The sequence below is a fragment of the Rhizobium sp. Rhizsp82 genome, from assembly GCF_047325115.1.
Lineage (GTDB): Bacteria > Pseudomonadota > Alphaproteobacteria > Rhizobiales > Rhizobiaceae > Rhizobium.
Window position 1 is genome coordinate 1,095,346 of sequence record NZ_CP168570.1, and the last position, 12,147, is coordinate 1,107,492.

The 12,147-nt window shown below is 61.9% G+C and carries 12 protein-coding genes; 2 read left to right on the forward strand and 10 right to left on the reverse strand.

Features of this window, described 5'->3' with window-relative positions:
• Positions 1-60 precede the first annotated feature (60 nt).
• The 5 genes from ACEN84_RS10030 to ACEN84_RS10050 form a co-directional block, all read right to left on the reverse strand.
• The gene (locus tag ACEN84_RS10030; RefSeq protein WP_130279326.1) at positions 61-255 is read right to left on the reverse strand and encodes a hypothetical protein; all 195 of its coding nucleotides are present in this window, start codon (positions 253-255) and stop codon (positions 61-63) included.
• 520 nt (positions 256-775) lie between these two features.
• A complete protein-coding gene (locus ACEN84_RS10035) occupies positions 776-3,703 on the reverse strand; it encodes an aminotransferase (RefSeq protein ID WP_413710753.1) in 2,928 nt (975 codons plus the stop codon).
• 95 nt (positions 3,704-3,798) lie between these two features.
• Positions 3,799-4,683: a formyltetrahydrofolate deformylase gene (gene purU, locus ACEN84_RS10040; protein ID WP_413710754.1), complete on the reverse strand. Its 885-nt coding sequence runs from the start codon at positions 4,681-4,683 to the stop codon at positions 3,799-3,801.
• A 211-nt stretch (positions 4,684-4,894) separates the two neighbouring features.
• Positions 4,895-6,142 (reverse strand): hypothetical protein, encoded by a 1,248-nt coding sequence (locus ACEN84_RS10045; protein ID WP_413710755.1) that lies wholly within the window; start codon positions 6,140-6,142, stop codon positions 4,895-4,897.
• A gap of 5 nt (positions 6,143-6,147) precedes the next feature.
• A complete protein-coding gene (locus tag ACEN84_RS10050) occupies positions 6,148-7,206 on the reverse strand; it encodes a glycoside hydrolase family 5 protein (RefSeq protein ID WP_413710756.1) in 1,059 nt (352 codons plus the stop codon).
• Between the two features lie 126 nt (positions 7,207-7,332).
• Between ACEN84_RS10050 and ACEN84_RS10055 the strand changes: the two genes are divergently transcribed.
• Together ACEN84_RS10055 and ACEN84_RS10060 are read left to right on the forward strand one after the other, a co-directional pair.
• Positions 7,333-8,931: a GumC family protein gene (locus tag ACEN84_RS10055; protein WP_413710757.1), complete on the forward strand. Its 1,599-nt coding sequence runs from the start codon at positions 7,333-7,335 to the stop codon at positions 8,929-8,931.
• Positions 8,932-8,996: 65 nt separating this feature from the next.
• Positions 8,997-9,329: a hypothetical protein gene (locus tag ACEN84_RS10060; RefSeq protein ID WP_413710758.1), complete on the forward strand. Its 333-nt coding sequence runs from the start codon at positions 8,997-8,999 to the stop codon at positions 9,327-9,329.
• On the opposite strand, the gene ACEN84_RS10065 is transcribed toward ACEN84_RS10060, so the two are convergent.
• The 5 genes from ACEN84_RS10065 to ACEN84_RS10085 form a co-directional block, all read right to left on the reverse strand.
• Positions 9,330-9,812 carry a DoxX family protein gene (locus tag ACEN84_RS10065; RefSeq protein ID WP_413710759.1) on the reverse strand — a complete coding sequence of 161 codons (483 nt, stop codon included), beginning with the start codon at positions 9,810-9,812 and terminating at the stop codon, positions 9,330-9,332.
• Complete coding sequence (locus tag ACEN84_RS10070) at positions 9,805-10,578, reverse strand: putative DNA-binding domain-containing protein (protein ID WP_413710760.1); 774 nt, start codon at positions 10,576-10,578, stop codon at positions 9,805-9,807. The genes ACEN84_RS10065 and ACEN84_RS10070 overlap by 8 nt, the downstream gene beginning before the upstream one ends.
• Before the next feature lie 8 nt (positions 10,579-10,586).
• Positions 10,587-11,441 (reverse strand): DUF692 domain-containing protein, encoded by an 855-nt coding sequence (locus tag ACEN84_RS10075; protein WP_413710761.1) that lies wholly within the window; start codon positions 11,439-11,441, stop codon positions 10,587-10,589.
• Between the two features lie 64 nt (positions 11,442-11,505).
• The gene (locus ACEN84_RS10080) at positions 11,506-11,793 is read right to left on the reverse strand and encodes a DUF2282 domain-containing protein (protein WP_413710762.1); all 288 of its coding nucleotides are present in this window, start codon (positions 11,791-11,793) and stop codon (positions 11,506-11,508) included.
• A gap of 45 nt (positions 11,794-11,838) precedes the next feature.
• Positions 11,839-12,108 (reverse strand): DUF2282 domain-containing protein, encoded by a 270-nt coding sequence (locus ACEN84_RS10085; protein WP_413710763.1) that lies wholly within the window; start codon positions 12,106-12,108, stop codon positions 11,839-11,841.
• Positions 12,109-12,147: the final 39 nt, after the last annotated feature.

Sequence of the window (12,147 nt, forward strand, 5' to 3'; positions counted from 1 at the left end):
ATGATGGGGGCCGGTCAGAAAACTTCGGTTGAAATGAAGCGGAAAAGCCTGTGCCTGCAATCAGGCATGAAGCGGCTTCGGATGGCGGCGGGTCATCAGGTCGTGGATAGCGACCCTCACCTCGTCGGGAGAACGGAAACGCTGCTCATCGAGGTCGTGAACGTGAAACTTCACGGCGATGAACTTCAGCCGGTCTTCATCCGGAATGACGATCCCGACGGGAACGCCTGCATATTCGATAACTTGCTTTTTCATGCGTAGAACTCCTGCCGCGCGGACTGCGCGAGCGATGGCGAATTGACTTGTCTTGTACCGTTGAGAGGGGGACGAACGTCACATTCGACAGTTCGGGCGGGAGAGGGCGCCCGGACGGTCATTGCCGAGCACAGAGCGCCCAAGGAGATAGGCGAGAATATCGATTTCAATCATGTCTCGTTCCTTGCGTTGGCGTTGCACTCGTGGTGGTCCCGTAGAGCCGGGACCGGCGATAACTATCTCTATTAATCTACTAATGTAGTAGAGAATAGGCGATAATCAGTCAGAAACATATTCCGAAACGTGTCAAAATATCGGCGATCGGAAAAATTTCATTCCATCTTACCCAAACTTGCAGAAAGAACATATCAAGACTTTGTGCAATTCGCGTGACGGTCGAGAACTTGTTTCGATCACCGCAGCAGACATAGGAAGCGTGCCTGATTCCGGCAATGGGGCAATTCATTAAAAAGCGGTAGGCCGCGAAATCACCTAATTCGTTAATGGCGCGAGCGGTGCATCACCAGCCCTCCGAAAGCACCTTTTCCAGCATGTCCGCGAAGAAGTCGGCACTCTCGATCGTCAGGCAGAGCGGCGGTTTGATCTTCAACACGTTGAGGTGATCGCCGGTCGGCTGCATGAGCACACCGAGATCGAGCAGCCGCTCGCAGATCGCCGCCGTCTCGCCGGTGGCCGGCTCCAGCGTCGTTCTGTCGCGCACGAATTCGAGGCCGAGATAGAGGCCCATGCCGTGGACCGCCCCGGCAATCGGGAATTTTTCGATCAGCGCTGCCAGCCGTCCCTTCAGGTGGTCGCCGACCTGGCGGGCATTCTCCTGCAGGTTTTCCTCCCGTAGGATATCGAGCACCGTCATGCCGGCAACGCAGCTGACCGGGCTGCCGCCGGATGACGAGAAGAAATAGCCCTCGCGTTCCAGCGAATCGGCAATCGCCTGGCTGGTGATGACGGCGCCGAGCGGGTGGCCGTTGCCCATGCTCTTGGCGATGGTGATGATATCCGGCACGACGCCCTGCTGCTCGAAGCCCCAGAAATGATGGCCGAGCCGGCCATAGCCGACCTGCACTTCGTCGGCGATGCAGACGCCGCCGCGGGCGCGCACTTCGGCATAGAGACCGGCCAGATAGCCGTCCGGCAGTGGAATGCCGCCGGCATTGCCATAGACCGGCTCGGCGATCACGCCGGCTAGCCCCTGGCCGCTATTGTCGATCGCCTGCAGTACCGGAATGGCACCGGCCAGATAGTCGCTGGCGCTTTCGGAGCCGCGGAATTCGCCGCGATAGGTGTTCGGCGCCGAGAGAGGGTGTACCCAGGCCGGGCGCGTCGAGAGCGCCTGCGGGTTGTCGGCGATCGAGGTGGAGACAGCGTCGCTCGCCACCGACCAGCCATGATAGCCTTCAAGCAGGCAAAGCATGTTGTGCGCGCCGCTATGCGCCCAGGCCAGCCGCAGTGCGAGGTCGTTGGCCTCGGAGCCGCTATTGACCAGGAAGACCCTGTCGAGCCCTTCCGGGGCGAGTGCCGCCAGCCGTTCGGAAAACTCGGCCAGCGCCTCATAATGGAAACGCGAATTGGTGTTGAGCTTCAGCCACTGGTCGGCGATCGCATCGGCAAGCTGCGTATGGCCGTGGCCGAGGATGCTGACATTGTTGACCATGTCGAGATAGGCGCGGCCCTCGACATCGTACATATGCTCCTTCCAGCCGCGTTCAATCTGCGGCGGAGCGTCATAGTAGTTCTTCTGCGGCTTGGCGAAATGTGCCTTGCGCCGCGTCAGCAGCGCCGCCGTATCGGGCCTTGGGGCATTGCAGTTGTCGCCAAGCAGGAGCGAGGGCGACGGGCAGATCGCCGACCATGCGTCGGCATCGTGTGCCGTCGCAAAGAGCGGCGGCTCCAGGCCATTGATGGTGCAAAGCTGGATACGCAGCCCGCCGAGCGAATTGCTGTCGCCGGAAACCGTGCCGATCGTCTGGCCCGCCTCGACCTCGGCGCCATCCTCGACCGATGGTTCGATACCGTCGAGATGCAGGCTGATGCCGTCGCCGATCAGCACCAGATGATGGTTCCTGAAATCGATGCGGCCGGCAAAAGGCGCGGCGACTGGATTGCCGCCGGAAAGGCAGATGTCGCTATGCAGAGCGAAGGTCGAATGCGGCTTGGCGCTCAGCGTGCTGGCGCGCGACAGCCGGTATTCGCCGTAGCGCGTCGCGGCAACGCCGCTGTCATTGGCGACGCGGGCAAGCAGGCGCCAGTCCATCTCGGAATTCAGCCAGTTGCCGCCGGCGAAATGGCGGCTCTGAACGCCGAGATCGAGGTAGGCGATGTCGGCTGTATTGATCTCGGGCAATAGCGCCTGCCAGCCCGAATTCTGCGGTAGCGGTTGCTCGATGCCGCCGATCTTCTGGATCGCCGCTTCCATGAGCTCGAAGGGCACGGACATCGCGGTGTCGAAGATGATGCGCTCATGCTCCAGATTGTTGCGCGCGTAATCGTTCTCAGGATCGATCGAAATCTGCTGCTCGCCGCTAGCAACCAGGATCACGGCGCGGGCGACGATCAGCGGCCACAGCGCCTTCAGCTCTTCCGGTGTCAGCGGATAGGTCTCCTGATAGGCCTTGATCGCCGGCAGGATATAGAGCGGATCGCCATCGGCATGATGCAGCAGCGAGGCACAGGTGACCGCGAGATCGCCGACCAGCCAGCCGCGGATGATGTCGCCGAAATCGATGACGCCATCGGGGATCAGCCGCCCATGTGCGTCGGGCAGGCTAACGACATTGTCGTCGGTGACGTCGTGATGCACGGCCTGAACGCGAAGCGAGGAGGCAAGTGGCTGGATGCGGCGCACGGCCAGCACCATCGTCTTGGCGATGCGATCGCGGGCGGCACTATCGGTGATCGCCGACAGCAGTTGAACGGCGACGGGGCCGGCGCGGCGCAGGTCCCATTGCAGGCTGCGCTCGAGGCCCGGATGCTCGAAATCGGCAAGCGCCTTTGCCAGCCGGGCGCAGAGTGCACCAAGTGCTGCCACCGTGCTTTTCGGTAAATGCTTGCGATGCGTCAGGCTTTCGCCTTCGAGATATTCGAGAACGCGCACCTGATAGGTCTGGTCGCGTACGGTCACCGCGACGATCGCCTGCCCATCGGTGGACGTCAGCAGATGCGGAACGCGCGGCGCGCCTTCGATCGTATTGAGATGGTGGATCGCCGCGTTCTGTGCCTCGAGCTCGAGCGTCTCGTAGGCCATGTGGCAGATCTTCAGGACGAAGCGGCCGTTGCCGGTATCGAGCCGGTAATTGCGATCCTGCTGACTGCCGAGCTCGCTGATCGTGCCCGACAAGCCATAGTGGGTTTCCAGGATGCTTAAGGCTTCTTCCGGTGTCACGTCCGGTCGCGGCAGTTCCATACGATCGGTGAGCGCTTCATCGGTCATCGCATCCCCCAGGGCATGATTCGATTATTCACACTAAGCAGATAATCGAATGCATGCTATGGGCAAGCGTATGGCAACACGCCTTTCGGGCGCAATCAGCCCATACGTTCGGATGCATAGGAGCCCGGGCTCGCCGGGAACACCACCGTACGGTTGCCGTTCAGGAAGACGCGGTGGTGAATATGGGCGTGGATCGCCCGTGCCAGAACCTGGCTTTCGACATCGCGGCCGATCGAGACATAGTCGTCTGCCGACTGTGCGTGGGTGATACGGGCGGTGTCCTGCTCGATGATCGGGCCTTCGTCGAGATCGGCAGTGACGTAATGCGCCGTCGCGCCGATCAGCTTCACGCCGCGCTCGTAGGCCTGCTTGTAGGGGTTGGCGCCCTTGAAGCTCGGCAGGAACGAGTGGTGAATGTTGATGATCTTGCCAGACATCTTCCGGCACATCGCATCCGAGAGAACCTGCATGTAGCGGGCGAGCACGATGAGCTCGGTGCCGGTCTGCTCGACGAGATCGAGCAACTGGCCTTCCGCCTGCGGCTTGTTTTCCTTCGTCACCTTGATGTGGTGGAAGGGAATGTCGTGATTGACGACGACCTTCTGGTATTCGAAATGGTTGGAGACGACGCCAACGATGTCGATCGGCAGCGCGCCGATCTTCCAGCGGTAGAGCAGGTCGTTCAGACAATGGCCGAAGCGCGAGACCATCAGCAGAATCTTCATGCGGCTCTGGCCGTCATGGATTTCGGCGTCCATCTCGAATTTCTCGGCGATCGGCTTGAAACCTTCGACGAGTGTCGGCAGCTTCACGCCCTCCTCGGAGATGAAGCTGACGCGGGTGAAGAACTTGCCCGTGTCGAGGTCGTCGAACTGGCTGGAGTCGACGATGTTGCAGCCCTGCTCGGCAAGATAGTTGGAAATTGCCGCCACGATCCCGCGCGTCGATTTGCACGTCACCGTCAAAACATAGTTGGTCATGTCCGTCTTCCCTCTCACGGCTTCGCCGGCAGGCTGCTTAGATCAAACGCCGCCCGCCGAACAGGCCGCGGCTCTTTCATTCATGCAACATTTTGCAAGGGAAGCCATCAAGTGCTTGCAAGGCCCCGCATCCTGTTGATGCTCATATAAATGACGCTAGCCTTAGGGAAAGTCCGTTCCGCCTGCGTCGTCGCATATCCCCGCCGCGCAGCTACCGGGCTGCGGCAGCCACCGGAACGGAAATCGGAGATGCAGCGCGCTGCTTTCCCTCATTGACCTTCAGGAAGCCGACGAGCAGCCAGGCAAGCCCGGCCGTCTTCATCGAGAAGATCGCGGTCGAGCCGATCATCAGGTTCAAGAACATGAAGAGTGACAGCGAGTGGCAGAGCCGCTTCTGGTTAGGCGTCTGGCCGGCCGGGAAGAAAGACACGAATAGCCAGAACAGGATCAGACCGAAGATCGTCGCGCTGTAGGTGATGAAGACATAGCCGCTATCGACATAGCCCAGCCCCTTTTCGAGCTCGAGACCGAGCGTCGCCGGGATATCCATCGCGTTGATACTGCGGATCGTGCCACTGATGCGGCCGACGAAATCGTCGTCGTGGGCATTCGGCTTGAAGGCGTGGATGATGAAGCCGATGGCGATGATCCCCGGCATCATTAGGAAATCGAGGATCTTCGGCAGCCAGGGATAAATGACATAGCCGCCGAGGCAGACGATGCTGAAGATCAGCATCGTGCGCGTGTCGTTGGTGAGCAGGATCAGCACAACCGTTGCGATGAAGATCAACCGGTCGCCAAGCCTCAAGCGGTTGGAGAAACTGACGAGATAGATCACCATCGCGCCGCAGAAATTCGCCAGCGACACCTGTTCGAGGAAGATCGAGGAGGAACGGTGGTCGATGATCCCGAAGGAGAAGCGGTCAGGAAAGCCGAGCGCGCCGCGGAACAGGCCGAGGTCGCTATAGGTCGCCCGCGGCACGCCGCGCGTATTCTCGAAATATTCGGCCGGATGGAACAGCGCCACATAGGCGGTGACCGAGACGATCTCGCAGATCAGCACCGAAAGCACGGCAATGCAGCAGATCTTGAAGACAAGCTTCAGGGTCCGTTCGTTGGTCCAGCGCCCCATGACGACGAAGGCGAAGACGATCAGGATGTTGCGCAGATGATCGATATAGCCGGACCGGTTGATCACCATGACGTAGACCGTCAGCAGGATCGTCGCCAGCAGATAGCCGAGCGGCGCAAGGTCCTCTTCGAATATGCCTTTGCGCAGGATGAAGGCGAAGCTGTAGGCGAGGATCAGCATTTCGCTCATCACCACATAGGCGGGCGAGAGCGGCATGATGTTGTGATTGATGAAGGCGAGAATGGCATTGTAGGTCACCGCAAGCACGCCAGCGGCAAGAATGCCCCACTGGATCGGCTCCTTCGGTGCAACGCCAGCCTCGGTCATAACGGTCACTCCGCCATCAGCCGGCAGGCAGCTTTGTCGGGCGCCGGTGCCTTGGCGGCGGCCTGTAGCGCGGCCAGCTGCTTGCGGTCCTTGCCGTCATGCGGCTGGACGTTCAGGGGCTCGGTCTCCGGCCACCAGTCTCCGGCAACCCAATAGGTCCAGCCCAGCCAGACGTCGCCATTGTCCTGCATCGCGCCGAGCACGTCTTTCAAGCCTGCCACGCATTCGGGTGCCTGCGACACGCCGAATTCGCCGAGCAGCAGCTTGGTATCGTTCTTCCGAGCCCAGTCCGACATGTCGAGGATTGCCTGTTTGGCCTTGTCGTTGCCGGAGCATTCGTCCTTGGTGCCGGAGGAGTCGCTGTCGAAATATTGGTGAACCTCGTAGCCGAAATTCTTGCGGGCATCCTTGATGCCGAGCATGACGGTGCCGTTGGCGTCGTCATCGCCGCTCTGCCAGGAATGCGCTCCGGTCCAGCGCGTGCCGGGTACGAGGATATAGTTGTTGGCGCCGACGGCACGGATGCCGCGGATCGCGGTATTGGCCGCCTCCAGCCATTTCTTGGCGGAGATATCGTGCGGTTCGTTCATCAGGCCAAAGACGACATCCGGCTGGTCCGAGAACTCGGCCGCAAGCCGCGTCCAGAAATCCGCAAAGGCAAGCGTCGTCACCGGCGCCGTGCCGATCTGCACTTTCTTGTAATAGGCGTAGTTATGCGGATCGAGGATGATCGTCATCTTGTGCTTGCGCAGCAGCGCGACCGTATCCTTCAGCCGCTGCAACTCGTCCTCCTTCAGCGATTGCCCGAGCTCCGGCTGCAGCCGCTCCCATTGGAAGGGCAGGCGAACGGTATTCATGCCCTTCTTCTGGAAATAGGCGATCGTCTCCTCCGAAGGATAGGCATAGTCCTTGAAGACGGTGCCGCCCGGCTCGCCGAATTCGGCGCCGGAAAGGTTGATGCCGCGAAGGCAGGGTCCCGCAGCGCCGGCCGCATGCGCCTGCAAGGGCAGCAGTATCGCGGCGATCGTCAGCAGGCGGCGCCATTTGGAGGATGAGGCTCTCAATTGCTTTCCCGTGGTTTCAGCAGCGGCGGCTAATATCGGTGCCTCCATCTTAACGGTCCGTTAGCTAAGGATTTCTAAAACTCGCCTACCCTCGCTGCACTCTGCCGGCGGGTGACGAGAGCGCTGATGAGCCAATTCGACAGGAACAGGGTAAGCCGCTTGCCGGGCTGGCGAAGCTACGAGCCTGCGCAGACTGCGCCTGAGGCCGCGCGCCCGCGTTCCCCTGTCCTGCGCCCGTCCGACTTTGCCAAGGCACCACCACCCGCTCCCGAACCGCAGATCCGCCACGAAGAGCCCGCTGCCCCACCGCCGCTGCCGCCCGTGACCGAGCCTGTTGCCACAACCCCTCGCGTCGAAGCCGCACCGGTTGCTGTCGTTGCCGCCGACGAGCCGCTGCTTGACGTGCGCTCGGCGATCTTCGCGATCTGGAACCGCAAGCTGATGATTGCCGGTCTGGCCGTCCTCGGCGCGGTTGCCGGTGCGGCGGTCCTGCCGATGCTGCCGCAGAAATTCACGGCGACGACGAGCCTCTATTTCGATCCGCGGCAGATCGGCCTGGCTGATCCGGCCGCCCAGCAATCGACGATCTCGCCGGAGATGATCTCCTCGATGATCGACAGCCAGGTGCAGATCCTGACCTCCGGCAACGTCCTGAAGCGCGTCGCCGATACGCTGAAGCTCAATCAGGACCCGGATTTCAACGGCGGCCGCACCGATGACGCGGCCGTCATCACCGCGCTGCAGAAGTCGCTGACCATCGCCCGCCAGACCGGCACCTATGTCGTGTCGCTGACAGCCGTGACCCACGACCCCGAAAAGTCCGCCAGACTGGCCAACCAGGTCGTCGCCTCCTTCATGCAGGAGGAAAGCAGCGCCTCGAGCGGTCTTTACGAGAACACGACCGCAACGCTCGACACGCGCCTGACCGACCTGCGCAAGCAGGTGCAGGACGCCGAGCAGGCGGTCGAGACCTTCCGCGCCGACAACGACATGTCGGAGACCGACGGCAAGCTGATCTCCGACCAGCGCCTCGCCTCCCTCAATACGCTGCTCGTAACCGCGCAGGACAAGACGATCCAGGCGAAGGCCCGCGCCGACGCTGCGCAGAACATGAGCTTCGAAGCCATCGTCGCCAGCGGTCCGAACGACAGCGGCGCTTCCTCCGTCAATTCGGCTCTCGCCAGCCTGCGCCAGCAGTATGCGACGCAGGCGGCCATCGTCGGCAGCCTCGAAAGCCAGATGGGTGCCCGTCATCCGCGCCTCCAGGCCGCCCGCTCCTCGCTGCAGAGCATCCAGGACGAGATCAAGGGCGAACTGCAGCGCATGGTGACCTCGGCCAAGACCGAGTACGACCAGGCGAAGAAGGCGGAAGACGCCGTCTCCAAGGAACTGAATATCCAGAAGGCGCTGCAGGCGACAGCTTCCGACAAGCAGGTCGAGCTCAACGAGCTGCAGCGCAAGGCGACCGCCGTCCGCAACATCTACGAGACGCTGCTGAAGCGCTCCAGCCAGACGGCCGAAGAGCAGAACCTGCCGCAGAGTAATATTCGCGTGATCTCGCAGGCAGAGCCGCCGGTAAAGCCGGATGGTCCCGGCAAGAAGACGCTGATGATCGCAGGCCTGATCGGCGGGCTTTTCGGCGGTTTCGCGCTGGGTGCGGCACTTGCCATCCTGGCCGCGCTCTTCGCCCATCCTGTCATCCGCGGATATTTCCGCCGCGCTTGATGCGGCCCCGTCTTCATCCTACATCAGGAGACAGGTTCCATGGCTCAATGCCGGGAGAAATGAACATGCGCATCCTGTCATCGATCGTGATTGCCGCCTTCGCCTTTGCGGCCATTCTGCCGCTGCAGGCCTCGGCGACCGATTGGGCGCGCGCGGGCAAGGCCGATGTTCAGCCACTCTATCCCTATACCGATCTTCCCGGCGTCAAGGCTCAGCCTGACAAGAAGGATGAAGAGCAATATGCCTGCCACACCGAGACCGGCCATGTCCGCCGCGACGGTGACTGGATCTTCCGTTCCGGCGGCATGCCGACGATCGTCTACGTTTGCGATCGCGATGGCCAGATCAGCCAGGGCACGCAGGTTCCCCTGCGTGGCCACTATCAGCCGGTGCGCTGATCAGGCGCTGCGTGCAAAATAACGCGCAATCAGATGATCGAGTGACAGCCGCCCCGGCCCGCCGGCGATGATTACCAGAAAGCAGACAGCCCATGTGCCATGGGTGGGCCATGCATCCGGATAGACGAAAATCTCGATCACCAGCGTCATGCCGAGCAGCGCCAGCGCTGAAAGGCGGCTGGCGAAACCGATGACCAGCAAGAGCGGAAAGAAGTGCTCGGCAAAGGCTGCCAGATGCGCCGCCAGCCACGGGTCGACGAAAGGCAGCTTGTACTCGGTCTGGAACAGATAGACGGCATTGTCGGTGACGTGCCAGCCATCCACCTTCGTCTTCCCCGACTGCCAGAACACTGCGGCAATCGAAAGCCGGGCGACCGTCGCGATCAGATCGTGCGGGATCATCCCGAAAGCCGTCATCAGGCTGTGGACCCGATAGGCAAGGCCGCTGCCCGAGGGCGTGGCAAGCGTCATATCCTCATTCATGGTCATCTCCTGTCAAAAGGTCCGAAAAGGCGCCGGCTTGCAGCGCTCCGGCAAGATTGGCGGAAAGGTCGAAATCCGGCGCCGCCGCAAAGGCTGCGCCCGCGGCGGCAGCAAGCGTCGAGCCGCTGAGCAATGCTTCGAGAAATGTAGCACCCCCGGGCGGCAGCCGGTGTACCTCGACGATCATCTGCGGCCTGACGATGAGAGCGTCCTCGCCATGCCAGTCGTCGATCGGCGCAAAGGCCATCTCGCCGGCATTCATAGCCCATATGGTCACCGTTGGATGGACGGAGCGGAGGATGGATGCGGACGGGTGCGGCGTGAACACCAGCGACGCAAGCTGCCCTTCGTCGAGCGGCGCCAGACGATCGGCGGCGAGCGGTGTCGCATCTGCTGCGTGATAGGCCCTGCCGCGCGCCACCTCCAGGCGGATGACATCGGCGAGATAGGCGATTTCCCGTGCCGGCTCGAAAGCCTCGACGAAATCGGCGAAGCCGTCGCCATAGGAAAGCAGTAGCGGCGAGCGCGGCGGATGCAGACAGATAAACTCGTAGGCCATGCCGGCGAAGAACTCCTCGCCGACGATCTTCTCGGCAACCGGGAAGCGCGATGCGACCGCGCCGATCAGCCCCGAGACGACATTGTTGCGATAGACGCCGAAGCGCCGCAGCGGGCGTGCCGCATTCCAGGCGGCGATCCCTTCGGGAACTGGCAGCGAACTGTCCCGCAGCGCCGCCGCGAATTGCTCTTGTGTGATGGTAGCCATGACACGCCTCAGGCCGCCCGCAGCCGCGCGGCGCGATCGAGGATCGCTCCCGCGGCCTCAGCTTCGGAGCGCAGGACCGGCCATTCCGGCACGTCGTTGTCCCATTCGATCAGGCTGGCGATCGGCCCTGTCCGGGCGATCAGTTCTTCGTAGAGCGCCCACACCGGGTCCTTGACCGGCGTGTCGTGCGAATCGATCAACAGTGGCGCACCTTCGTCATCCGTCGTTTCCGAATGGCCGCTGAGATGGATCTCACGCACCCATTGCACCGGGAAGCGCGCGAGATAGTCGCGCGGGTTCATGTTGTGATTGGTGGAGGCGACGAAGACGTTGTTGACGTCGAGCAGCAGCCCGCATCCGGTCTGCCTGACGATCTCCGCCAGGAATTCGGTCTCTTCGAGCGTACTTTGCTCGAACAGAACATAGGTCGCCGGGTTCTCAAGCAGCATCTGCCGCTTCAGCGTGTCCTGCACCTGGTCGATATGATCCGCAACGCGCGACAGCGTTTCGGATGTGTAGGGCAGGGGCAGGAGGTCGTTGAGGAATACCGTGTCATGCGTCGACCAGGCGAGATGCTCCGAAAAGCTCTCCGGCTCATAGCGATCGCAGATGGTCTTCAGCCGCTGCAGATGATCCTGATCGAGCGGCTGCATCGAGCCGATCGACAAGCCGACGCCATGGATCGACAATGCATAGTCCTCGCGCAGCTTGCCGAGCTGCGCATGCGGCGGGCCGCCGGCGCCCATGTAATTCTCCGCATGGACTTCGAAAAAGCCGACGGGCTGCGGTGTGGCGATGATGCTGGCGAAATGTTCGGGCTTGAAACCGATGCCGGGACGGTGGGGCAATGCAGAGGGTTTCATCCTGTCTCTCCTCGATTGGATTGGCGGCGCCTTCGCGGCGCCGCCGGTGAGTGCTGGAACCGGATCAGGCCGGGGCCGGGCCCTGCTTCAGCGAGCCGGTGCCGTCGGGGGTCTTCATCGACATGCAGGTTCCAGCGGGAACGAGCTTCCAGGCATTCTTCTGGTAGTCGATCTTTGCCGTGCCGGCGCAGGTCGTGCCGGGGCCGGCGGCGCAATCGTTCTGTCCCTTGAGAGCGATGCCGTAGCACTTCTCCTTGGACGCATCCTGAGCCGAAGCGGTCTGGACGCTGCCGATCAGGGACAGCGCCGTCGCGACCGAGGCAGCAAAGACAGTGGCGGGGAGTTTGGTCATGGTCTTCTCCGGTATCTCTTGATTTCTGGGGGCGTTGCGGGTCGATCAGGCTGGGGTCAGCGAGCCGTGGCCCTTCGGCGTCTTCATCGACGTGCAGGTGCCGGTCGGAACCAGCTTGAAGGACATCTTGTCGTAGCTGACCGTCGACTTGCCGGCGCAGTCATGCTTGCCGGCGGCGCAATCGTTCTGGCCCTTCATGGCAACGCCGTAGCACTTTTCCTTGCTGTCGGCGGCCGAGGCGGCCGGTGCTGCGATGGTTGCGAGTGCCGAAGCGATGGAGCCTGCCAGGGCGAGTGTAACGATGCTGTTCTTCATTTTCTCATCTCCGTAGAATGGCGAGCCGTGATTGGCTTG